The organism is Pseudomonas trivialis, from assembly GCF_001439805.1.
GTDB lineage: Bacteria > Pseudomonadota > Gammaproteobacteria > Pseudomonadales > Pseudomonadaceae > Aquipseudomonas > Aquipseudomonas trivialis.
Genome location: NZ_JYLK01000008.1, coordinates 180156 through 206074, shown reverse-complemented (window position 1 = coordinate 206074; position 25919 = coordinate 180156). Strand labels below are relative to the sequence as shown.

Below are 25919 nucleotides of genomic sequence, written 5' to 3'. Positions count from 1 at the left end.
GGGCGGATTGTTTAGGATGGCGCCCAATAGGTCAATACCTTGACGGAAAAGTAATTTTCCCGAAAAAACAGCAGAATATTGACGCCAAAATTTTTACGCAAAAATTCAAGTACTCCAGCTATTGAATCGGCACCAGCGGTAGGGCCGGTCTCCTTGATGGATGCCCCCCTGAACGGTATTTCGGAGATTTTTTATGAGCAGCGTTGCGGTCGTCAAAAGCATTGTCGGTCAAGTGTTCGCGGTATCCCCGGAAGGGATTCGTCGCCTGCTTGTAGAAGGTGATCGTCTGTTCGCCGGGGAGCAGGTCGATACCGGCCCCGCTGGCGCCGTGTCGCTGGAGCTTGCCGATGGCCGCGTGATCGACCTGGGTCGCGACAGCCAGTGGAGTGCCGATGCGCCTGACTCGTCCACCGACCTGAGCGCCGCCACTGCGCAGGCCGCGCCGTCCGTTGCCGAACTGCAGCAAGCCATTGCCGCCGGCGCCGACCCGACCCAGGACCTCGAAGCCACCGCCGCCGGCCCGAGCGCCGCCGGTGCAGACGGCGCCGTCGGGGGCGGGCACAGCTTCGTGGTGCTGGACGCGACCGCAGGCGTGGTCGACCCCACTATTGGCTATCCGACCAACGGCCTTAACGCTGCGGACGCCGGCGCTGCGCCGCTCACCGCTGGCAACAATAACAACGGCGCCACTGCGCAAAACGTCACCGTTACCCTGACCGCCACGCCGACCATCACCGAAGCCGGCGGCGTGGTGGTTTACACCGCGTTCGTCACCCAGGCGCCGACCAGCGACCTTACCGTTACCTTGTCCAACGGCCTGGCCGTAGTAATCGCGGCCGGCCAGACCTCCGGCGCGCTGAACGTCACCTTCGCCGGCAATGACACGCCGTACCTGGATGCCTCGTCGATCTCCGCCACCATCGCCGGCACTTCCGGCGGCGGCAACGTGGTCGTCACCACGGACCCGACGCCTGCGGTGACGCAAGTCAACGACACCATCGACACCACCACCGTGACCCTCACCTCCGCCGCTTCGGTGGATGAGGGCGGCAAGATCGTCTACACCGCCACGGTGACCAACGCCGCGCAGACCGACGTCACCGTCACGCTGTCCAACAACACCACCATCATCATTGAAGCCGGCAAAACCACCGGCACCGTCAGCGTCGACACCCCGGCGAACCTGGCCGATGGCAAGGACCTGACCGTCAGCGCGAACATCACCGCCGCCAGCGGCGGCAACTACGAGAACCTCGCGATCAACCCGCAAGCGGCCACCACCACGGTGATCGCTGTGGATAACCCGAGCGTGCTGGTGGCCGACACTGCCACCCTCGCCGAAGATGGCGTCGCCACCGGCAATGTGCTGAGCAATGACAGCGATATCGACAATGTGCTGTCGGTTGCCACCTTCAACGTGGGCGGCACCACCTTCAGCGCCGGCCAGACCGCGACCATTGCCGGCGTGGGCAGCATCACCATCGGCGCCGATGGCGCGTACACCTTTACCCCGGTCAAGGACTTCAACGGTGATGTGCCGCAGATCGGCTACACCACCAACACCGGTTCAACCAGCACGCTGACTGTAAACGTGGTGGCGGTTGATGACGCGAGCGTGTTGAAAGCGGACACCAGCACGGTGCAGGAAGATAACGTTGCCACTGGCAATGTGCTTTCGAATGATGTCGACGTCGACAACGTATTGAACGTCGCGACGTTCAGCGTCAACGGCACCACGTATAGCGCCGGCCAGACCGCAACTATTGTTGGCGTTGGCTCGATTACTATCGGTGCCGACGGCGCATACGCCTTCACCCCGGTTAAAGACTTCAACGGCGACGTGCCACAAATTGGCTACACCACCAACACTGGTTCGAGCAGCACGCTGGACGTGAAGATCGACGCGGTTGATGACGCGAGCGTCCTCAAGGCCGACACCGGCAGTGCGCTGGAAGACAATGTTGCTACTGGCAACGTGTTGAGCAACGACGTCGATGTGGATAACGTCTTAAGCGTTGCGACCTTCAACGTTAATGGCACTACTTACAACGCAGGCCAGATCGCGACCATTGCCGGTGTTGGCTCAATCACCATCGGTGCAGACGGCGCCTATGCCTTCACACCGGTCAAAGACTTCAACGGCGACGTGCCGCAAATCGGCTACACCACCAACACGGGTTCGAGCAGCACCCTGGACGTGAAGATCGATGCTGTAGATGACGCGAGCGTCCTCAAGGCAGATACCGGTAGTGCGCTTGAAGATAACGTTGCTACCGGAAACGTGCTGAGCAACGACGTTGATGTGGATAACGTGTTGAACGTCGCGACCTTCAGCGTCAACGGCGCAAGCTACAACGCCGGCCAGACCGCTGTTATCGCGGGCGTTGGTTCGATCACCATCGCTGCAGACGGCGCCTACGCCTTCACCCCGGTCAAAGATTTCAACGGTGACGTGCCACAAATTGGCTACACCACCAACACAGGATCCAGCAGCACCCTGGACGTGAAGATCGACGCGGTTGATGACGCGAGCGTCCTCAAGGCGGACACCGGCAGCGCCCTGGAAGACAACGTTGCTACCGGCAATGTGCTGAGCAACGACGTCGACGTAGACAACACCCTGACTGTTGCCACCTTCAATGTGGGCGGCACCACTTACACTGCAGGCCAAACCGCCGTTATCGCAGGCGTGGGTAGCATCGCTATCGGCGCTGATGGCGCCTACGCCTTCACCCCGGTCAAAGACTTCAACGGCGACGTGCCGCAAATTGGCTACACCACCAACACGGGTTCGAGCAGCACCCTGGACGTGAAGATCGACGCCGTAGATGACGCGAGCGTCCTTAAAGCTGATACCGGCAGCGCCCTGGAAGATAACGTTGCCACCGGCAATGTGCTGTCGAATGACGTCGACGTCGACAACGTCTTAAACGTTGCGACCTTCAACGTCGGCGGCACCACGTATACCGCAGGTCAAACTGCGACCATCGCTGGCGTTGGTTCAATCACCATCGGTGCCGACGGCGCCTACGCCTTCACGCCGGTCAAAGACTTCAACGGCGACGTGCCGCAGATCGGCTACACCACCAATACCGGTTCGAGCAGCACGCTGGACGTCAAGATTGACGCGGTTGATGACGCCAGCGTCCTCAAAGCGGACACCGGCAGCGCCTTGGAAGACAACGTTGCCACTGGCAATGTCCTTTCGAATGACATCGACGTCGACAACCTGCTGACTGTTGCCACGTTCAATGTCGGTGGCACCAGTTACGCCGCCGGCCAGACGGCCGTGATCGCGGGCGTGGGCAGCATCACTATCGGCGTCGACGGCGCTTACGCCTTCACACCGGTCAAAGACTTCAACGGTGACGTGCCGCAAATCGGCTACACGACCAACACGGGTTCGAGCAGCACGCTGGACGTGAAAATTGACGCGGTCGATGACGCGAGCGTCCTCAAGGCCGATACCGGCAGTGCGCTGGAAGACAATGTTGCTACTGGCAACGTGTTGAGCAACGACGTCGATGTGGATAACGTCTTAAGCGTTGCGACCTTCAACGTTAATGGCACTACTTACAACGCAGGCCAGATCGCGACCATTGCCGGTGTTGGCTCAATCACCATCGGTGCAGACGGCGCCTATGCCTTCACACCGGTCAAAGACTTCAACGGCGACGTGCCGCAAATTGGCTACACCACCAACACGGGTTCGAGCAGCACCCTGGACGTGAAAATCGACGCGGTTGATGACGCGAGCGTCCTCAAGGCAGACACCGGTAGCGCCCTGGAAGATAACGTTGCCACCGGCAACGTGCTCTCAAATGACGTCGATGTGGATAACGTCTTAAGCGTTGCGACCTTCAACGTAGGTGGCACCACTTACAACGCCGGCCAAACGGCCGTGATTGCGGGTGTGGGCAGCATCACTATTGGTGCTGATGGCGCCTATGCCTTTACGCCAGTCAAAGACTTCAACGGCGACGTGCCGCAAATCGGCTATACGACCAACACGGGTTCGAGCAGCACGCTGGACGTGAAGATCGATGCTGTAGATGACGCGAGCGTCCTTAAAGCGGACACCGGCAGCGCCCTGGAAGATAACGTTGCCACCGGCAATGTCCTTTCAAATGACGTCGATGTAGACAACACACTGACTGTTGCCACCTTCAATGTGGGCGGTACCACCTATGACGCTGGCCAAACTGCAATCATTGCAGGTGTCGGCGCTATCACTATTGGTGCAGACGGCGCGTACAGCTTCACCCCGGTCAAAGACTTCAACGGTGACGTTCCTCAAATCGGCTACACCACCAACACCGGCTCCAGCAGCACGCTGGACGTGAAGATCGACGCGGTTGATGACGCAAGTATCCTTAAAGCCGACACTGGCAGTGCGCTTGAAGATAACGTCGCCACCGGCAATGTGTTGCGCAACGACGTTGACGTCGACAACGTACTGAGCGTTGCGACCTTCAGCGTCAACGGCACCAGCTACAACGCTGGACAGACCGCAACCATCGCAGGCGTTGGCTCAATCACCATCGGTGCAGACGGCGCCTATGCTTTCACGCCAGTCAAAGACTTCAACGGTGATGTGCCACAAATCGGCTACACCACCAACACCGGTTCGAGCAGCACGCTGGACGTGAAGATCGATGCTGTAGATGACGCGAGCGTCCTCAAAGCGGACACCGGCAGCGCCCTGGAAGACAACGTTGCCACCGGCAACGTCCTTTCGAATGATATCGACGTCGACAACGTGCTGACTGTTGCCACGTTCAATGTCGGTGGCACCAGTTACGCCGCCGGCCAGACGGCCGTGATCGCGGGCGTGGGCAGCATCACTATCGGCGCTGACGGCGCCTATGCCTTCACCCCAGTCAAAGACTTCAACGGCGACGTACCGCAAATCGGCTACACCACCAACACCGGTTCGAGCAGCACGCTGGACGTGAAGATCGACGCGGTTGATGACGCGAGCGTGTTGAAATCGGACACCGGCAGTGCGCTTGAAGATAACGTCGCCACCGGCAATGTGTTGAGCAACGACGTTGACGTCGACAATGTGTTGAGCGTTGCGACCTTCAATGTCGGCGGCACTACCTATACCGCAGGTCAAACCGCTGTGATCGCGGGCGTCGGCTCAATCACAATCGGTGCTGACGGCGCGTACAGCTTCACCCCAGTCAAAGACTTCAACGGTGACGTGCCGCAAATCGGCTACACCACCAACACCGGTTCGAGCAGCACGTTGGACGTGAAGATCGATGCTGTTGATGACGCGAGCATCCTCAAAGCCGACACCGGTAGCGCCATGGAAGATAACGTTGCCACCGGCAATGTGCTGAGCAACGACGTCGATGTGGATAACGTGTTGAGCGTTGCGACCTTCAGCGTCAACGGCACCAGCTACAACGCCGGCCAGACCGCAATCATCGCAGGCGTTGGCTCGATCACCATCGGTGCAGACGGTGCCTACGCCTTTACGCCGGTCAAAGACTTCAACGGCGACGTGCCGCAAATTGGTTACACCACCAACACCGGCTCCAGCAGCACGCTGGATGTGAAGATCGACGCTGTTGATGACGCGAGCGTCCTCAAGGCGGACACCGGCAGTGCGCTTGAAGACAACGTTGCTACCGGCAACGTGCTGAGCAACGACGTGGACGTCGACAACGTACTGACTGTTGCCACGTTCAACGTGGGTGGCACCAGTTACGCCGCAGGTCAAACCGCGACCATCGCTGGCGTCGGCTCAATCACCATCGGTGCCGACGGCGCGTACAGCTTCACCCCGGTCAAAGATTTCAACGGTGACGTGCCACAAATTGGCTACACCACCAACACAGGATCCAGCAGCACGCTGGACGTGAAAATCGATGCAGTTGATGACGCGAGCGTCCTCAAGGCGGACACCGGCAGTGCGCTTGAAGACAACGTTGCTACCGGCAACGTGCTGAGCAACGATGTGGACGTCGACAACGTACTGACTGTTGCCACGTTCAACGTGGGGGGCACCAGTTACGCCGCAGGCCAGACGGCTGTGATCGCGGGCGTGGGCAGCATCACCATCGGCGCTGACGGCGCGTACGCCTTCACCCCCGTTAAAGACTTCAACGGTGACGTCCCGCAAATCGGCTACACCACCAACACGGGTTCGAGCAGCACGCTGGACGTGAAGATCGACGCTGTAGATGACGCGAGCGTCCTCAAAGCAGATACCGGTAGCGCCCTGGAAGATAACGTTGCTACCGGCAACGTCCTTTCGAATGACATCGACGTCGACAATGTGCTGACTGTTGCCACGTTCAATGTCGGTGGCACCAGTTACGCCGCCGGCCAGACGGCCGTGATCGCGGGCGTGGGCAGCATCACTATCGGCGCTGACGGCGCCTACGCCTTCACCCCAGTCAAAGACTTCAACGGCGACGTACCGCAAATTGGTTACACCACCAGCACCGGCTCCAGCAGCACGCTGGATGTGAAGATCGACGCTGTTGATGACGCGAGCGTCCTCAAGGCAGACACCGGTAGCGCCCTGGAAGATAACGTTGCCACCGGCAATGTGTTGAGCAACGACGTCGATGTCGACAACATGTTGAGCGTCGCGACCTTCAGCGTCAACGGCACAAGCTATAACGCAGGCCAGACCGCGACCATCGCAGGCGTTGGCTCAATCACCATCGGCGCCGACGGCGCCTATGCCTTCACGCCGGTCAAAGACTTTAACGGTGACGTCCCGCAAATTGGCTACACCACCAACACCGGCTCGAGCAGCACGCTGGACGTGAAGATCGATGCTGTAGATGACGCGAGCGTCCTCAAGGCCGACACCGGCCGCGCCTTGGAAGATAACGTTGCCACCGGCAACGTCCTTTCGAATGACGTCGATGTAGACAACACACTGACTGTTGCCACCTTCAATGTGGGCGGCGCCACCTATACTGCTGGCCAAACTGCAACCATTGCAGGTGTCGGCGCTATCACTATTGGTGCAGACGGCGCGTACGCGTTCACGCCTGTTAAAGACTTCAACGGTGACGTACCGCAAATCAGCTACACCACCAACACGGGTTCGAGCAGCACTCTGGACGTGAAAATCGACGCGGTCGATGACGCGAGCGTGTTGAAAGCGGACAAAGGTAGTGCTCTAGAAGATAACGTTGCCACTGGCAATGTGTTGAGCAACGACGTGGACGTAGACAACACCCTGACTGTTGCCATGTTCAACGTCGGTGGCACCAGTTACGCCGCCGGCCAGACGGCCGTGATTGCGGGTGTGGGCAGCATCACTATCGGCGCTGATGGCGCCTATGCCTTCACCCCAGTCAAAGATTTCAACGGTGACGTACCGCAAATCGGCTACACCACCAACACCGGTTCCAGCAGCACGTTGGACGTGAAGATCGATGCTGTAGATGACGCAAGCGTCCTCAAAGCGGACACCGGCAGCGCCTTGGAAGATCACGTTGCCACCGGCAACGTGCTGAGCAACGACGTCGACGTTGATAACGTGTTGAACGTCGCGACCTTCAGCGTCAACGGCACTAGCTACAACGCCGGCCAGACCGCCGTGATCGCGGGCGTTGGCTCTATCACCATCGGTGCTGACGGCGCGTACAGCTTCACCCCAGTCAAAGATTTCAACGGCGACGTGCCACAAATCGGCTACACCACCAACACCGGTTCCAGCAGCACGTTGGACGTGAAGATCGATGCTGTAGATGACGCCAGCGTCCTCAAAGCGGACACCGGCAGCGCCCTGGAAGATCACATTGCCACCGGCAACGTGCTGATCAATGACGTCGATGTGGACAACGTGTTGAACGTTGCGACCTTCAGCGTCAACGGCACTAGCTACAACGCCGGCCAGACCGCTGTTATCGCGGGCGTTGGCTCAATCACCATCGGTACCGACGGCGCCTACGCCTTCACGCCGGTCAAAGACTTCAACGGCGACGTGCCGCAAATCGGCTACACGACCAACACCGGCTCCAGCAGCACGCTCAACGTGAAGATCGATGCTGTAGATGACGCAAGCGTTCTCAAAGCGGACACCGGCAGCGCGCTGGAAGACAACGTCGCCACCGGCAACGTGCTGAGCAACGACGTCGATGTGGATAACGTGTTGAGCGTCGCGACTTTCAGCGTCAGCGGCACCAGCTACAACGCTGGCCAGACCGCCGTGATCGCTGGCGTTGGCTCAATCACCATCGGTACCGACGGCGCCTATGCCTTCACACCAGTCAAAGACTTCAACGGTGACGTACCGCAAATCGGCTACACGACCAACACCGGTTCCAGCAGCACGCTCAACGTGAAGATCGATGCTGTAGATGACGCAAGCGTCCTCAAAACGGACACCGGCAGCGCCCTGGAAGACAACGTTGCCACCGGCAATGTGCTGAGTAACGACAGCGATGTCGATAGCGTCCTGAACGTAGCCACCTTCAACGTCGGAACCGTTAGCTACATGGCCGGCCAAACCGCTGTCATCACTGGCGTGGGCTCTATCACTATCAGCGCCAACGGCGCCTACACCTTCACGCCGGTCAAAGACTTCAACGGTGACGTGCCACAAATCGGCTACACCACCAACACCGGCTCCAGCAGCACGCTGAACGTGAATATCGTGGCGGTCAACGACGCACCGGTAGCCATTGCTACCACCGCAACCGGTGCCGAAGACCCAACCAGCGGCATCGCGGTCAAGCTGAGCGCGACCGATGTAGACGGCTTGGCGAACGTTAAATCGTTCAGCGTGGGCACGCCAAGCAACGGCACGTTCTACACCGACGCAGCGATGACCACCAAGGTGAGCGGCCCGATCACCGCGAGCAATGGCGAGGCGACCGTCTACTTCAAGCCGGCCACCGACTTCAACGGCACGGTGAACTTCACCTACACCGCCACCGACAGCGGTAACGCTGACGGCAGCAACGTGCTGACCTCACCAGCCGTCAACGGCGCCATCACCGTGACCCCGGTCAACGACGCACCGGTAGCCATTGCTACCACCGCAACCGGTACCGAAGACCCAACCAGCGGCATCGCGGTCAAGCTGAGCGCGACCGATGTGGATGGACTGGCGAATGTAAAATCCTTCAGCGTGGGCACGCCAAGCAACGGCACGTTCTACACCGACGCAGCGATGACCACCAAGGTGACCGGCCCGATCACCGCCAGCAATGGCGAGGCGACCGTGTACTTCAAACCGGCCACCGACTTCAACGGCACGGTGAACTTCACCTACACCGCCACCGACAGCGGCAACGCTGACGGCAGCAACGTGCTGACCTCGCCAGCCGTCAACGGCACCATCACCGTGACCCCGGTCAACGACGCGCCGGTTGCCATCGCAACCACCGCAACCGGTGCCGAAGACCCAACCAGCGGCATCGCGGTCAAGCTGAGCGCGACCGATGTAGACGGCCTGGCGAACGTTAAATCGTTCAGCGTGGGCACGCCAAGCAACGGCACCTTCTACACCGACGCAGCGATGACCACCAAAGTGACCGGCCCGATCACCGCCAGCAATGGCGAGGCGACCGTGTACTTCAAACCGGCCACCGACTTCAACGGCACGGTGAACTTCACCTACACCGCCACCGACAGCGGCAACGCTGACGGCAGCAACGTACTGACCTCGCCAGCGGTCAACGGCACCATCACCGTGACCCCGGTCAACGACGCGCCAGTTGCCATCGCAACCACCGCAACCGGTGCCGAAGACCCAACCAGCGGCATCGCGGTCAAGCTGAGCGCGACCGATGTGGATGGACTGGCGAACGTAAAATCCTTCAGCGTGGGCACGCCAAGCAACGGCACGTTCTACACCGACGCAGCGATGACCACCAAGGTGACCGGCCCGATCACCGCCAGCAATGGCGAGGCGACCGTCTACTTCAAGCCGGCCACTGACTTCAACGGCACGGTGAAATTCACCTACACCGCCACCGACAGCGGCAACGCTGACGGCAGCAACGTACTGACCTCGCCAGCGGTCAACGGCACCATCACGATCACGCCGGTCAACGACGCGCCCACGGCCACCAACGGCAACATCGCCAGCAACGAAGACACCCCGGTCGAACTGACCTGGGCCACCTTCGGCGTCAACGACGTGGACTCCGCCAACCCGAAAGTGGTGTTCACCAGCCTGCCTGCCGGCGCCATCGAGTACAAAGTCAACGGCGTGTGGACGCAGCTGACTACCGCTGACCTGAAAACCGATACCTCGGCCGGCAAGGCGTTCAGCCAGGCTGACTTCGACAGCCACAACGTGCGCTACACCCCGGCGGCCAACGAGTCGGGCGATAACAGCTTCGGCGGCACCGGCGTGGGCAACAAGCAAAGCGACTATACCCAGCTGAAGTTCCAGGCCTACGACGGCAGCGTTTACAGCGACACCAAAATCATCACCGTGGATATTCACCCGGTGACGGACGTGCCGGTGGTAGGTGTCAGCCAATACGGCGCGGTGCCGACCGGTTTGACCCTGCAGACCTGGACCGGCGGCACGCTGGCCAAGGACTTGGGCACCAGCGGCAACGGCGTGGCGCAGTCCAGCGACCTGATCCGCGTGATCGACGCCAAGACCGCTGCCACCGCAATCTCCACGGGTGTGGTCAGCAGCGTCAGCAACGGGAATGTGGCGGAGGGCACGGCGACCAAGGTCTCCGGCTTGATCTACCTGGAAGCCGGCAAGAGCTACAGCTTCACCGGCACTGCCGATGACAGCCTGGCAATCACCGTGGGTGGCAAGCTGGTCGCCAGCGAGACCTGGAGCAAGCAGGCGGGCACGATTACCGGCACGGCATACACGCCGAGCGAATCGGGCTACTACACCCTCGATATCTACCACTACAACCAGGCCGCCGCAGGCAACTACGACGTCAATGTGTCGATAAACAACGGCCCGTCGATGTCGCTGGGCAACAGCGGCGTGCAGACCTACACCGGCGTGGACGCCTTGAAGGCCGCGGGTGCGGTGCTGGGCGACAGCCATGTGGTCAATGGCGAAGGCTACTACACCGGCTACGTCTACAACCGTGGTCTGGAAGACACCACCATCAAGGTCGCGCCGATCACCACCACGTTCGTCGACAACGACGGCTCGGAATCCCACAAGGTGGAAATCAGCGGCTTGCCCGCAGGCACGGTGATTACCGATGGCGTCACGGGCCACAGCTTCACCTCGACCGGCGCTACCGCGTTCTACGATGTGAGTAGCTGGAACCTGAAGACCCTGACGGTCACCCCGTTCAAGGACTCGACGGCCAGTTTCGACCTTACCGTGAAAGCCACGGCCAAAGAGCTGAGCACCGGCATCGAAGCGGTTACCACCGGTAAAGTGAGTATCGTGGTCACCGCCGTCAACGATGCTCCGACCCTGGACCTCAGCACTGCCGACGGCGCAGTCGCCACCGGCTTCGCCGCCACCTACAACGAACGCAGCACCAGCGGTGTGGCGATCACCGGCAGCGTGGCCATCGGCGACGTCGACAGCAGCCAGATGCAGAGCGCGAGCATCACCCTCAAAAACGCCAGTGCCGGGGATCAACTGACCTCCAGCCTGGTGACAGTGGGCGGCACCTACAAAGGCATTACCCTGACCAGCGTCGGCACCGACGTCAGCGGCAAGATCCTGTTGAACCTGTCGGGTGCAGCGGATGCGGCGACCTACAAGGCGCTGTTGGAGTCGTTCCAATACTCCAGCACCAGCAAGTACCCGGCTACCGGCGACCGCATCATCGAGGTCTCGGTGATGGACAACGAAGGCGGCAACAGCCTGAGTTCCAGCATCGCCACCAGCACCATCACGGTGACGCCACAAGCCTATCTGGTGACAGAAGGCACTGGTGTGGCCGACGTGGTCAATCTGAGCAGTTCCTCGGTCAACAACGTGGTGGTCGGCGACAAGGCCGGCGTCGTCACTCAGGGCAGCAACTACAACATTGCCTTCCTGGTCGACACCTCGGGCAGCATCGGCACCAGTGCCATGGACTCGATCAAGAGCCAACTGACCAGCGTGTTCAATACCTTGATTGCCAACGCCGGCAATAAAGACTCAGGTGTGGTGAAAGTACTGCTGGTCGATTTCGACACGCGTATCGAATCTCAGGTCTCGGTCAATCTGGCCGACAAGGACGCTGCCAAGGCGGCCTTGCAGGCGGTCTTGACCCAGATGACCTCCAACTCCAACGACATGACCAACTATCAGGACGCCTTCAACGCGGCCACCAATTGGTTCAAGAGCAGCGACGCCACCAGCAACAAGGGCGCGACCAACCTGACTTACTTCATTACCGACGGTTCGCCGAACGTATTCACCGATGTGCAGGACAACCTTTACCTGGGAAGCACCCATCGCGGCTATAGCGTCTATTTTGACAGCTACGTCAACAGCTCCAATTACGTGCTGGGCCAGGGCAACGCCGTCTACGCTGAAATCAATGGGCGCACGAAGTTGATTGTCGATACAGACGGCAGTGTCTTCTCGTACAACAGCCGCGGTCAGGCGTTCTATGAAGGCAAGGTGGTGGCCAACGTCAATGGCGGCTTCGACGTCGCGCGGGTCTATCAGGACGACAACACCGCCATGGCCAACGCCAAGGCGGCCTATGCCAACCTGGTCAACGCAGTGGACAGCAAGGTCGTGGTCGAGGCCATTGGCCTGGGGTCGAGCATCGATACCGCAGTGCTCAAGCAATTCGACACCGACAAGGTGGTTGCCAACATCGACACGGCGAAGCTGGCCGATGCCATTACCGGCCATACCGCCGATGCGGGTGCCGACAACCTCACTGGCGGTTCGGCCAACGACATTCTGTTCGGCGACCTGATCACCTACAAAGGCCAGGAAGGCAGTGCTGCGCTCAAGGCCTTCGCCGCCGAGAAACTGGCCACCACCGTCGACCACATCGACGACCGCACCTTGCACCAGTACATCACCGAGCACGTGCAGGACATCGGCACCATGGCCAACGCGTCGAACATCTACGGCACCAAGGACGGTAACGACACCCTGATCGGCAATGCCGGCAACGACATTCTGTTCGGCCAGGGCGGCAACGACAGCCTCTCCGGCGGCGCCGGCAATGACATCCTGGTGGGTGGCAAGGGCGATGACGTGCTCAGCGGCGGCGCAGGTGCCGATACCTTTGTGTGGCTCAAAGGCGACACCAACACCAGCGGCGGCTTTGATCGCATCACCGACTTCAAGCACGGCGAAGGTGACAAGCTGGACCTGTCCGACTTGCTGCAAGGCAATAACGACAACAACCTGTCCAACTACCTGAAGCTGACCACCGATGCGTCCGGCACCTCGACGCTGAGCGTCAGCAGCGCGGGCACGTTCACCGCCTCGGGCGGCGGCACGGCCGATGTCACGATCAAGGTCGATGGCGCCAGCTGGGGCAATGGCAGCGCCGCGATCAATAGCCTGATCGCCGGTGGTGACCTGACCGTCAAGCATCACGACTGATCGCCAGGCGGCGCCAATCTTCGAGGATTGGCGCCGCCGGGCATCAGCTTCGGGAAAATCTGTGTAATCTCTGTGGGCGCCGTGCGCGATGCCTGCAGGGATTTTTTATTGGGAGAACCGTGATGTTCTACGTGCAACGCGATCAACACAACGCGCTGGTTCGCGTCGAGGCGCAGGCGTTTACCGAGGCCACCGAGACACTGCCGGCCGACCACCATGAGATTCAGGCGTGGTTCGCCGGTGATGCAGTGGACAACAGCCTCAAGCAGCTCAAGCAAAGTGACCTTGAGATGATTCGAGTGCTGGATGACTTGATCCAGGTGCTGATCACCAAGAACGTGATGAGCATTACCGACCTGCCGCCGGCGGCGCAGGTCAAGTTTCTTGAGCGTACCCAGGCGCGGGCCGCGCTGGGCGGTTTGAGTGAGCTGATCAACGACGATGAAACCGGTTTGATCTGACCCCGGCCACCTCCTTTACGGCGTGACCGGCAAGGAGGCTCGAGGTGTCAACGCTTCACTTCCAGGGCGCGGGTTCACCGACCAGTCGGCCTTGCACCCCTTCGATGCCCATCTCGCGGATCACCCGCAACTCACCTTCGGTTTCCACGCGCTCGGCAATCAACGGCAAGTCGATGCTGTGGGCGGCGCGCTGGATCGCTTCGATGAAAAAGCGCTTGTGGCTTTCGTGGTCAATGGCACGGATGTAGCTGCCGTCGATTTTCAGGTAGGCCAGCCCCAGGTTCGCCAGGTTGCCGATCATGCTGAAGCGCCCGCCGAAACGTTGCAGGCCGAGGCTGAAGCCCAGGTTGCGCATGCGCCGGGTCAGGCGCTCCAGCTCGGTCTGTTCGGGCACTTGCTCCTCGCCGATCTCCAGCGTCAGCTGCGCGCCCAGCGTTGGGTGCTGGGCCAGACGTTCAAATACCCGCTCCAGGGCTTGAGGATCCTGCAGGGTCGCAGCCGACAGGTTCAAGGCCGCCGAGACGGGGTGCTGGCTCAAGTGCTTGATCACCAGGTCCAGCATCAGGTGGTCGAGCCGCGCGGTCCAGCCGAAGCGTTCCAGCCAGGGCAGGAAGTGGCCGGCCGCGATGGTCTGGTCCTGATTGTCGAGCAGGCGTGACAGCACCTTGTAATGCAGCACCTGCTGGGTGTCGCCGCTGCTGACCACCGGCTGGAAAAACAACTGGAAACGGCCTTGTTTCAGGGCGTCATCGAGCAAGGTGTGCCAGCTGTGCGGGTCATCGCTGACGGTGCCGGTGACCTGATGCTCCAGGCACACCCAGCTCTGGCCGCCATTGGCTTCAGCCTGGGTCAGCGCCTGGTCGGCCAGCATCAGCAAGTCGGCGGAGGCGTCACCCGGGTTGTACGGCGCCAGGCCGATGAAGGCCACGGTCGGCATGTCGGTGGCGCCGGTGTCGTGCAGGCTTTGCAGGGTCGCCTCCAGCGCCTGGGCCAACTGCAGGGCTTCGTCACGTACCAGCCCTGGGGCCAGCACCGCGAATTCGCCGCCACGGCTGCGGGTGATGAGGTTGTGGGTTTCCGGGTACTTGGCGCAGGTGCGCACCAGTTGCTGGCTGACCGCCTGCAGCAACTGGTCGGTACGTTGCCCGCCCAGGCGCTGGTTGAGTCCGCTCAGGTCGTTGACGCGCAGCATCAGCAGGTAGCCGGAGCTGGACTCCTCCAGGTTGCTGACCCGCGATTGCAGCTGCATCTCGAAATAGCGACGGTTGGCAAGGCCGGTGAGGCTGTCCTGGTAGGACTCCACACGCAGCTTCTCGCTGCGCTCGGTCTGCTCATGGAACAGCGCCTTGAGCTTCTCTACCATCTGGTTCATCGCCTGCACCACGCGACGCAGTTCCGGGGTGCGCGGCAGGTCGGGCAGGCTGAGGAATTCGCGGCGGGCAATCGCATGGGACTGCTCGACCATGTAGTCCAGCGGCTTCAACTGCCGGCGCAGCAGCAGGGCGCCGAGTACCGCACTCACCGCACCGCACACCAGCAACCAGCCGAGGCTGCCCAAGGCGCTCTGCCAGAGTTTGGCCAAAGCGAACATCGGGTGGCTGACCACCTCGACCCGTGCCGCCTGCTGCCAGCCGCGGCTGACGATGGCATCACCGCCGGCCGCTTCCAGGCCGATCATCTTCACGAACCAGGCCGGTACATTGCTGGCGTCCGGCTCGGCGGCGCGCTCCACCAGCACCTGGTTATTGCTCAGGTCCACCACGCGGATGCTGGCGTAGTAGCCGCTGTCGAAGATCGAGCTGACCATCAGCTCGGTCATCGCCGGGTCATCGATGTTGGGGGTCAGCGACAGGGCCAGCGCGGTGGCCGCGTCCTGGGCGTGGGAGCGCAGCTGGTTGACGTACTGGGTACGCGAGCTCTCCAGGCTGACCATGAAGCTACCGCTGAACGCGACTATCAGGAACACGCAGATAGCGATCAGCAATTGTTTGAACAGTGACATCGTAGCTCCTGTTAATTATTCGAACTGGCCGGAAACCCTTCAGCGGTCATTTTTTTCAACACATCCTGCCAGCGTGACAGGCGTTTAGTGTCACCGACTTTCTTGTTGCCCGTCGCGCCGGGCAGCCACAGGCCTTCGCCGTTGAAGGCGTACACGGGGAGCAAATCCTGGCGTTGGCTGGCAGGCAGAATCGGGTCCATCAGGCTGTCGAGCACCAGGGGCATGGCCTCGGGGCTCGCATAATACGTCAGCACCATGTGCGCACGGTTCTGGCGCAAAGCCTTGACGTAGGTGATGCGCAGTTTCTCGGCCGGCACGCCGAGGTGGCGCAGGCTGAAGTACTTGGCGATGGCGTAGTCTTCGCAGTCGCCGGCGCCTTTCCACAGCGACTGAATGGGGGTGGCCCAGTAATCGACCTCGTGCCACAGGTCGATATCTTCCTCGTAGTGCAACTGCCGGTTGAAAAACAGGTTGACCACTTTGAGCTGCTCGGCCTCGCTGACCTGTTTCTGGGTGGACAGCAACTGTTGCCATGCATCGATGCGCTGGCGCCCGGCGCCGAGCGGCCCGTAGAGCGTTTCGGCGCGTCGGCTGATCTGGCTGAAATCCCAATCGGCCAGCAAATCGCCCAGCAGCCCGCCCGCCAGCAGCAGCGTGATGGCAAAACCGTAGAGGATCCGAGGGAGTTTGAAGCGTAACGCCACTGCGATTACCCAGGCATGCAGCATGGAAGGTGCGGCAATGGTGAGGTGATAGCCTGCAAAAGACAATGGCACAGTGGAATCACTTTTGATGAATTACAGAAAGTGATCGTCATTTAATTGGCTATTTCCCGCTCGTCTGAAAGGTTGTTGGGCGATTTAATCAAAATAATGACACTCGCACGGCGCTGTCGGAGAATGAGCCATCAAAATGCCTATACGAAGACCTGCGGTGAAGCCAGTATCTTGCCGGCCTTTCACGTCTTTACACGGCGCTGTTAAGGAGCTCCGGCCATGAGCCGCACCGATTATCTATTTGCCTTGTTCGGCAAGAGCGTTTCCCGCGATCCCGAGGGAAGAAACGCTCGGCTGCACTTCTTCGGCACTGTGCCCTTCGACGATGGCACACGGGTGAACCAGAGAGATGGCTCGCATTACCGCAGCCATCCCGAGGAGCGGCTCCAGGCGCAGGAGCAGACGGTTGCGCGCCCGACGGTGGTGGCGGTGGTGTCGATCAACGGCGGCGTGGGGCGCAGCACCCTGGTTACAGCGTTGAGCAGCGGCCTGCAACGACTTGGCGAGTCGGTGATGGCCCTGGATCTGGACCCGCAGAATGCGCTGCGCCACCACTTCGGCGTAGAGGCCGAGCAACCCGGCCTGGGCCGTGCCAGCCTGCTCAATGCAGCGTGGACGAGTATCGTGCAATCGGGTTTCGCCGGGTGCCAGGTCATCCCGTTTGGCGATACCGACAGCCATCAGAAGGAAAGCCTGCAGCGCTGGCTTACCCGTGAACCCAAGTGGCTGGCGCAGCGCTTGTCGGCACTGGCACTGGATGAGCGCGGCCTGGTGATCATCGATACCCCGGCAGGCAATAACGTCTATTTGCAGCAGGCATTGAGCGTGGCCGATATCGTGCTGGTGGTCACGCAGCCGAATGCCGCCTGCCTCGGCACACTGGATCAAGTGGATGCGTTGCTGGCGCCGTGCCTTGAGCGTGCGCCGCGTTGCCACATTGTGATCAATCAAATGGATGATAAGTCGGCGTTCAGCCTCGAGATGTTCGAGGCCTTCAAGCAACGTCTGAGTGACAGACCCGTTCATGTGATCCACCACGATCCATCCATCAGCGAAGCCTTGGCTTTCGCCTCCGACCCGCTGGATAACATACGGGTGAGCCTGGCCGGCGACGATATCAACGGCCTCTGCCGGCTGTTGATTGCCCGTAAAAAGCGTCCGTAAATCGCGGTTTATATGCTTTTGCCAGATGCTTATGCACAATCGCCGGATGCCACCTGTCACGAAACAGCCATGATGTGGCGCCGTGCGCATTACGTTGCAACTGCCTGTTTTGCGTGCGTTTTATTATGTGAACAAAAAATGACCAGGGTGGCTTGCGAGCTGTAGCGCAGATGTCTACAGCGTCTGTAAAGATTTCATCAACAGAGTTATCCACAGGGCACGCGTATAAATGCTGCCCCTTAATCGCGCTCGGCCAGCAGCATCAGGTTACGCGGGGTTAACGAGGGTTCGCAGAACGTGCCCACTTCAACGGCGTAGCCCTGTTCCCGCAAAAACAGTGCGCGATCCAGCACCAGCCATACTTCCAGTGGCCGTCGGAACAGCCCACGCAGCAACTCCAGATTTCTGACCTCGGCCAGACGACGCCAGCCGTGCGCCTCCAGCGTCTCCCACGGTTGTTCTCCTGTGGATAATCCCTTGAGGCGTGCCAGCTCCTTGCAGTAGTCGGCATAGGGTTTGTCCAGCCAACTGGCAGGCAACGAGGGAGTGGCGAGGTAATCGTCGACGCCGCGCAGTTGCCGTTGCAGAGGGTCGAAGCCCAGGCGCCAGGCCATGGAGCGGTCGAGCTGTTGACGCACGCGCTTGCCGGCGGTCACGGTCTCGGTGAGGGGCAAGCTGAGGTCATCCACCGAAAGGCGCAGTGCCGAGGCTCGAGCTGCGCTGGAGAGTGGCTGATAGCGGTCGGCATTGATGCGGTTATAGCAGCAGGGCGACAGCGCCAATTGCCTGCAGCCGGCGGCGCTGGCCACTTGCAGTAGACGCACATGCAGGTCGCCGCAGGCGTGCAGGGCGACGGGCGTGTGCTCGGGGCCGATTGCCACGTCTGCCATCACGTCCTGCAGACGATGGGTGGCGGGCAGCCGGTGGTGATCGCTCAAGGCTTGCCCGGCGGTGACCAGGGCCGGGTCGTGTTCGAGGCACGTCAGCGTTTGCCCGGTGTGCAGCAGGCGGCGGCCGAGGTGGCCTTTGCCCGCGCACCAGTCCAGCCAATGCCGGGGCGTGTCGGCAAAGTGCAGGGCTGCGCCGAAGGCCTCGATCTGCTGCCATTTGCGGCCCGGTACGTCGACGTTCAAACGAGCGCGGGCAGGTGCCAGGGCGTGGGTCGGTAATTTATCCACAGCGCTCAGTTGCAATGCGTGTCGCGCGAGCTGTGGAAACGGCGCCGGTGCGGGCAAATCGTGGGGTTGGTTGTGGCTGTCTTGCGCCTCGCCCAGGGTGCGTTGGCGCAACCAGGCGGCGAGTTGCGGGTGCTCGGTTTCCCAAGGCAAATGGGGATGAACAAAGGGCCGTGGTCGCCACAGCCCCTGGTGCTCGATCAGGAACGCATCCAGCGCGTGGAAGCGCGCCTCAACGTCCCTGGCAGGCATCGACGCGTAGCCAGCGTTCCAGCAGTTTGAAGCCGCGTACCAGGATGTAGGCCATCAGCAGGTAGAACAGCCCGGCAGCGAAGAAGATCTCCACCGGCAAATAGGTGCGCGCGATGATGGTACGGGCCATGCCGGTCAGTTCCAGCAGGGTCACCGTGCTGGCCAGGGCGCTGGCCTTGAGCATTAGGATCACCTCGTTGCTGTACGCCGGCAGGCCGATGCGCGAGGCGCGCGGCAGGATGATGTAGAACAGCGTCTTCGGCCTGGACATGCCCAGGGCACGCGCTGCTTCGATCTCGCCGGGCGGGATCGCCTGGATCGCGCCGCGCAGGATCTCGGCGATATACGCGGCGGTGTGCAGGGTCATGGTGGCGGTGGCACACCAGAACGGATCGCGCAGGTACGGCCACATGAAACTGTGGCGCACCGAATCGAACTGCGCCAGGCCGTAGTACACCAGAAACAACTGCACCAGCAGCGGCGTGCCACGGAAGAAAAAGATGTAGCCGTAGGGCAGGGCGCGCACGTACCACAGGCGCGATGAGCGGGCGATACCGAGCGGGATCGCCAGCAGCAGGCCGGCGATGACCGCAATGGCCACCAGCTCCAGGGTCAGGGTGGCGCCCTGTGCCAGTTTGGGCAGCCACTTGATGATGACGGCCCAGTTCAGGCCCAGGTCGAAGTGCGCCAGCCAGCTGTAGTCGCCGCTCATTGGGTGCTCCTTGCAAAGCCGCGGGCGGCGCGTTTCTCGAGGAAGTACATGCCGGTCATGGCCAGCACCGTGAGGCCCAGGTACATGAACGCCGCGACCATGAAGAAAGTGAACGGTTGCTTGGTGACGGTCACGCCGATCTGCGCGTGGCGCATGATTTCTTCAAGGCCGATCACCGACACCAGCGCGGTGTCCTTCATCAGGATCATGAACAGGTTGCCCAGGCCCGGCAGGGCGATGCGCCACATCTGCGGCATGATCAATCGGGTAAAAATCCGATACCTGGACAGCCCCAACGCCACACCGGCTTCGCGGTGGCCCTTGGGAATGGCGAGTATCGCGCCACGGAACACTTCCGTGGCGTAGGCGCCAAAGCACAGGCCCAGGGCGATGACACCGGCGGCGAACGCGCTGAGTGACAGGTCGGGGATACCCAAGGTCTCGCCCAGGCTGCGCATCAAGTTGACGGTGCCAAAATAAATCAGCAGCACCCACAGCAGTTCGGGAATGCCGCGCACGAGGGTCGAGTAAGTACCGCCCAGCCATTGCAACAGCTTGTAGGGGGATGTCTTGCCCAGGGCGCCGGCAAGGCCCAGCAGCAGCCCCAGGCACAGGGCAGTGAGCGCCAGTTTGACGGTCATCAGCGCACCGGCGGCAAGCGCGGGGCCGAATCCGTAGAGATCGAAATTCATGGTGTTTTCATATCGTGGCAGGCAAGGCAAAAGCCGGCGCGCTCACGTAAGCGCGCCGGGCAGGCCGTTCAGGTCATTCGATGCTGAACGGGAAGTACTTGTCGTTGATTTTCTTGTAGGTGCCGTCAGCCTTGATCTCTGCCAGGGCTTTGTTCAGGCGCTCGCGCAGCGGGTCGCCCTTGCGTACGGCGATACCGATCTTGTCGCTTTCCACCACCGGATCGCCCTTGAACTCATAGGCCGAACCGTCTTTGCTCTTGAGCCATTCGTATTGCACGTACTTGTCGGCAAGAATGCCGTCCAGGCGACCGGACGTCAGGTCGAGGTAGGCGTTTTCCTGGGTGTCGTACAGCTTGGCTTCGGTGTCTGGCAGTTTGTCTTCAAGGTAGGTGCCGGCCAGCGTCGCGCGCTGTGCACCGATGATCTTGCCCTTGAGGTAGTCGGCATCGGGCTTGAAGTCGGTGGTGGCTTTGGGGGCGATGAACTGCAGTTTGTTGGAGTAGTACGGGTCGGTGAAGTCGACGGCCTGCTTGCGCTCATCGGTGATCGACAGCGAAGACACCAGGAAGTCGAATTTCTTGGCGTTCAGGGCCGGGATGATGCCGTCCCAGTCGGACACGTACACTTCGCACTTCTCGACTTTCATCTTGGCGCACAGGGCGTCGCCGATGTCCTTGTCAAAGCCCACCACGTTGCCGCTGGCGTCTTTATTGTTGAACGGCGGGTAGGCCGCTTCGATCCCCATTTTCAAGGTTTCCGCCATGGCCGTGGCGCTGAACGCCATCGAGACGGCCGCGGCCAGAAGGAATTTTTTATAGTTCTGCATGCAGGTTGCTCCGTTAGCGGTTGCTGGACATGAATTGTTTGCAGCGCGCCGAAAGCGGGTTTTCAAACACCTGCTGTGGCGATCCTTGCTCTTCGACCAGGCCCTGGTGCAGAAACACCACTTCGCTGGACACCTGACGGGCAAACCCCATTTCATGGGTGACCAGCAGCATGGTGCGACCTTCTTCGGCCAGTGCGCGGATCACATTAAGTACTTCCTGGACCATTTCCGGGTCAAGCGCGGAAGTGGGCTCGTCAAACAGAATGACTTTTGGCTGCATCGCCAGCGTGCGCGCGATGGCCGCGCGTTGCTGCTGACCGCCGGACAATTGCGCAGGGTAGGCGTGACGCTTGTCGGCGATGCCAACCTTGGCCAACAGGGCTTCGGCCACTTCGATCGCCTCTGCCTTGCTTTGGCCGAGCACGCGGCGCGGTGCCTCGATGATGTTGTCGAGGATGCTCATGTGCGGCCACAGGTTAAAGTTTTGAAACACAAAACCGATTTCGCTGCGCAGGCGGTTGATCTGCTTGCCGTCGGCGGCCTGCAGTTCGCCGTTTTTTGCGGCCTTGAGCTTGAGCTCTTCGCCAGCCACCAGGATCTCACCCTGGTGCGGGTTCTCCAGCAGGTTGATGCAGCGCAGAAGCGTGGATTTGCCGGAACCGGAAGAACCCAGGATCGAGATCACGTCGCCGTCGCGGGCGGTCAGCGAGATACCCTTGAGCACCTCCAGCTCGCCATAGCGTTTATGCAGGTTGCGGATTTCAAGCGCGGGCGTGGCCTCGGCCATGTGGGGTCCTCATTGTGTTCAGTGCATTCGGCGCTGCGAACCGCCGTCCTGGCGAGGCGCCAAGCTAGCATAGCGTCTGGATGACAGCCAACAGCGCGGCGGGCGGTTAAACGGTGGTCTGCGGCAGGGTGTCGCATCGGCACAGCGGCGTGTCGCGCCATCAACAACCGAACAACCGTTTGCCCCGGAATATGCGCAGGCTTTGCGTAAAAAAGGGCGCGATGGTGCCAGCTTTGGCCAAGTGTTGGAAGGGTAAAACCGGCAAACGGTGCATATCAGCCCTTTAATAGGGCGTCACGCACTTTTTGTGTGTGTTTTTGGTGCGCTCAAACGTCTTGAATATGGGGTGCACGGTAACGCTATAGCGAAATGCCATTGTTCTCAATGACTTGCGATTTATGCGGAAGCGTCCTACAGGCCGCGTCGGCTGTGGATTCGTAACATTTTGGCGCAAATCTTGCGTAAAAAATAAAGAACGCCCCTGTTGGTTTCTTTTCACGAGAAAGCATCCAGGCCGGGCGGACCGTTTTCGCAATTCCTCGCAAAGGTGTGTCAATGAGTAGTACGCAAAGCTCCAATGACCTCGAACAGGGGCTCAAACCGCGTCACGTCACCATGCTGTCAATTGCCGGTGTCATCGGTGCCGGGTTGTTTGTCGGCTCCGGCCACGCGATTGCTGCCGCTGGCCCTGCCGTACTGCTGGCGTATGCCGCCGCAGGCACGCTGGTGGTATTGGTGATGCGCATGCTCGCCGAAATGGCCGTGGCGTCGCCGGACACCGGTTCGTTCTCCACCTACGCCGACCGCGCGATCGGGCACTGGGCCGGCTTTACCATCGGCTGGTTGTACTGGTGGTTCTGGGTGCTGGTGATTCCGCTGGAGGCCAACGCGGCGGCGACCATCCTGCATGCGTGGTTCCCCGACGTGGCCATCTGGGCCTTCACCCTGATCATTACCTTGCTGCTGACGGCGACCAACCTGTTCAGTGTGAAGAACTACGGCGAGTTCGAGTTCTGGTTTGCGTTGATCAAGGTTGTGGCGATCGTGGCCTTCGTCATCCTCGGCCTGGCGGCGATTTTCGGCGTGTTGCCCACCAGCCAGGTCAGCGGTGTGTCGCACCTGTTCGACACCCAGGGTTTCATGCCCAACGGCATGGGCGCGGTGCTGGCGGCCATCCTCACCACCATGTTCTCGTTCATGGGCACCGAGATCGTCACCATTGCGGCGGCTGAATCGAAGAACCCCGGCCAGCAGATCACCAAGGCCACCAACTCGGTGATCTGGCGGATCGGTTTGTTCTACCTGCTGTCGATTTTCATCGTGGTGTCCCTGGTGCCGTGGAACGATCCGACCCTGGCGGCGGTAGGTTCCTACCAGACCGTGCTGGAACGCATGGGCATCCCGAATGCCAAGCTGATCGTCGACCTGGTGGTGCTGGTGGCGGTGACCAGTTGCCTGAATTCGGCGCTGTACACCGCGTCGCGCATGCTGTTCTCCCTGGGCCGTCGCGGTGATGCTCCGGCTGTGGCCAAGCGCACCAACAAGAGCGGCACGCCTTATTGGGCCGTGTTGCTGTCGACGGGGGCTGCGTTCCTGGCGGTGTTCGCCAACTACGTGGCACCGGCGGCGGTGTTTGAGTTCCTGCTGGCCAGCTCCGGCGCCATTGCGTTGCTGGTGTACCTGGTGATCGCGGTGTCGCAACTGCGCATGCGTCAGAAGCGTGTGGCGGCGGGTGAGAAGCTCGAATTCAAGATGTGGCTGTTCCCTGGCCTCACCTATGCGGTGATGGTGTTTATCGTGGGTACCTTGACCATCATGCTGTTCCAGGAAGCGCACCGGGTCGAGATCATCGCGACTGGAGTGCTGAGCTTGCTGGTGGTGACGGCGGGGCTGGTCGTTGCGAGACGGCGCAAGGCTCAGCGGGCGGGTGCTGCAGTGCTTAACTGATGGTTGAGTGGATGTCGTTCAGGTGTGGGAGGGGGCAAGCCCCCTCCCACATTTGTTTTGCGTCAGTCCTGGGAATTCACCAGCGACTGTGACGCTGCCACGTAATCGGCCTGGAACTCTGCAGACTCAATCCACGCCAACGCCGCCGCTTCGTCATCACTGTCCGTGGTCCATTGCCGATACTCGATCAGCGCGGCCAGGATAAAGTCGGTGGCTTCTTCTTCGCCTTCCTGCTCCAGCACCAGCGCCAGCAACGGGTGCGCCAGGAACGCTGCACACATTGCTTGTTGGCTGACTTCGCCGGCAACGCGCATCTCCAGGAACAATTCGGTCAAATCCACCGACTCAAGGTCGATACGGTCGTCGTCACCGGCAAACGCATCCGGCTTGGCCGTCACGGCGCGCTGGGTGCGGTTTTGCTTGGCTTTGGCCTTGGCCCGATGGGCACGTTTCTGCTGCTTGTTCGGCGAGGCCATGGGGTCGGCTTCCTTGGATTTGGGGGGGTATTGAAGCGCAGGTTGGGGCAAATCCCAAGGGGTTGTGTGGAAGGGGCGATTCGCGGTGCAGCTATTGCTCCTTGTTTGTGCTGCTACTACGCTCGCGTCTTTGCATCGGCCTAGAGCTTCTTCAATGACCCGCGAAACCCTCGAACACAACCAGATCCCCCTCTACCTCGTTGCGGTCCTTCTCGCCGCCACGCTGGGCCTGTTCGCGCCTTCGCTGGGGCATGGCCTCGTTGCTCTGGTCACGCCCGCTATCGCCGTGCTGATGTACGCGATGTTCTTGCAAATCCCGTTTCTGGACCTGCGTCAGGGGGTGGGCAGCAAACGCTTTATGGCGGCGCTGCTGCTGGCCAATTTCATTCTTGTGCCGTTGCTGGTCTGGGCACTGACCCGTGGCCTCGTGGAGCGCCCGGCACTCCTGGTGGGCGCGTTGCTGGTGTTGCTGACGCCGTGCATCGATTACGTGGTGGTGTTCACCCATATCGGCAAGGGCGATTCGCGTTTGATGCTGGCGGCGACGCCGGTGTTGTTGCTGTTGCAGTTGGCGCTGTTGCCGGTGTACCTGGGGTTGATGTTGGGCACGCAGTCCGAGGTGGTGGTTGAGGTCGGGCCATTTTTCGCGGCGTTTGTGTGGTTGATTGTGGTGCCGATGCTGCTGGCGGTACTGACGAAGGCCCTGGCGCGAGGCTCTGCTGTCATCAATGCGTGGAACAGCGCCTGGGCCTGGTTGCCGGTGCCGGCGATGGCGCTGGTGCTGTTTGTGGTGATCGGTTCGCAGATCACATCGGTGGTGCGCGATCTCAACCTGCTGCAGCCGGTGATACCGGTTTACCTGGGTTTCGTGTTGCTGGCGCCCTTGCTGGGGATGCTGGCCGCGCGATTGTTCGCGTTGCCTGCGCCAGCGGCGCGTGCGGTGACCTTCAGTGCCGCCACGCGTAACTCGCTGGTGGTGCTGCCGTTGGCACTGGCGCTGCCGGAAGACGTGCGCGGGTTGGCGGCGACGGCGGTGATCCTGCAGACCCTGGTCGAGTTGGTCGCCCAATTGTTCTATGTGCGCCTGATCCCCGCTGTGGTGTGGCGCAAAAATCGGTAAACGCATGAAGGTTCAGGTCTGTTCAGGCGCTATTCAGGGGGGC

General features: G+C 60.9%; 13 protein-coding genes. 5 read left to right on the top strand and 8 right to left on the bottom strand.

Annotated features, from left to right (window positions below; translation table 11 throughout):
* The first annotated feature begins 193 nt into the window (after positions 1-193).
* Together TU79_RS14355 and TU79_RS14350 are read left to right on the top strand one after the other, a co-directional pair.
* A complete protein-coding gene (locus TU79_RS14355; protein ID WP_057008589.1) occupies positions 194-13486 on the top strand; it encodes a retention module-containing protein in 13293 nt (4430 codons plus the stop codon).
* A gap of 122 nt (positions 13487-13608) precedes the next feature.
* Entirely contained in the window at positions 13609-13947 is a 339-nt protein-coding gene (locus TU79_RS14350; protein WP_057008588.1) for a hypothetical protein, read from the top strand.
* A 55-nt stretch (positions 13948-14002) separates the two neighbouring features.
* Here TU79_RS14350 and lapD read toward each other — a convergent pair whose 3' ends face one another.
* Positions 14003-15949: a cyclic di-GMP receptor LapD gene (lapD, locus tag TU79_RS14345; RefSeq protein ID WP_057008587.1), complete on the bottom strand. Its 1947-nt coding sequence runs from the start codon at positions 15947-15949 to the stop codon at positions 14003-14005.
* Positions 15950-15960: 11 nt separating this feature from the next.
* On the bottom strand, positions 15961-16653 hold the full coding sequence (gene lapG / locus TU79_RS14340) for a cysteine protease LapG (protein WP_057008628.1): 693 nt from the start codon (positions 16651-16653) through the stop codon (positions 15961-15963).
* A 291-nt stretch (positions 16654-16944) separates the two neighbouring features.
* Here lapG and bcsQ point away from each other — a divergent pair, with 291 nt between their 5' ends.
* Positions 16945-17889: a cellulose biosynthesis protein BcsQ gene (bcsQ, locus tag TU79_RS14335; protein ID WP_057008586.1), complete on the top strand. Its 945-nt coding sequence runs from the start codon at positions 16945-16947 to the stop codon at positions 17887-17889.
* A 239-nt stretch (positions 17890-18128) separates the two neighbouring features.
* On the opposite strand, the gene TU79_RS14330 is transcribed toward bcsQ, so the two are convergent.
* From TU79_RS14330 to TU79_RS14310, 5 genes are all read right to left on the bottom strand, one after another.
* Positions 18129-19316 (bottom strand): methyltransferase, encoded by a 1188-nt coding sequence (locus tag TU79_RS14330; protein WP_057008585.1) that lies wholly within the window; start codon positions 19314-19316, stop codon positions 18129-18131.
* Positions 19297-19986 (bottom strand): ABC transporter permease, encoded by a 690-nt coding sequence (locus TU79_RS14325; RefSeq protein WP_057008627.1) that lies wholly within the window; start codon positions 19984-19986, stop codon positions 19297-19299. The genes TU79_RS14330 and TU79_RS14325 overlap by 20 nt, the downstream gene beginning before the upstream one ends.
* A gap of 38 nt (positions 19987-20024) precedes the next feature.
* Positions 20025-20720 (bottom strand): ABC transporter permease, encoded by a 696-nt coding sequence (locus TU79_RS14320; RefSeq protein WP_057008584.1) that lies wholly within the window; start codon positions 20718-20720, stop codon positions 20025-20027.
* Positions 20721-20793: 73 nt separating this feature from the next.
* Positions 20794-21546 carry an ABC transporter substrate-binding protein gene (locus tag TU79_RS14315; protein ID WP_057008583.1) on the bottom strand — a complete coding sequence of 251 codons (753 nt, stop codon included), beginning with the start codon at positions 21544-21546 and terminating at the stop codon, positions 20794-20796.
* Positions 21547-21559: 13 nt separating this feature from the next.
* Positions 21560-22333, bottom strand: a complete 774-nt coding sequence (locus TU79_RS14310; protein WP_057008582.1) for an ABC transporter ATP-binding protein — start codon at positions 22331-22333, stop codon at positions 21560-21562.
* A 555-nt stretch (positions 22334-22888) separates the two neighbouring features.
* On the opposite strand from TU79_RS14310, the gene gabP reads away from it, so the two are divergent.
* Positions 22889-24280, top strand: coding sequence for a GABA permease (gene gabP / locus TU79_RS14305; protein WP_057008581.1), 1392 nt, complete (start codon positions 22889-22891; stop codon positions 24278-24280).
* Positions 24281-24342: 62 nt separating this feature from the next.
* On the opposite strand, the gene TU79_RS14300 is transcribed toward gabP, so the two are convergent.
* Positions 24343-24756, bottom strand: coding sequence for a hypothetical protein (locus TU79_RS14300; protein ID WP_057008580.1), 414 nt, complete (start codon positions 24754-24756; stop codon positions 24343-24345).
* Positions 24757-24910: 154 nt separating this feature from the next.
* On the opposite strand from TU79_RS14300, the gene TU79_RS14295 reads away from it, so the two are divergent.
* Complete coding sequence (locus tag TU79_RS14295) at positions 24911-25876, top strand: arsenic resistance protein (protein WP_057008579.1); 966 nt, start codon at positions 24911-24913, stop codon at positions 25874-25876.
* Positions 25877-25919: the final 43 nt, after the last annotated feature.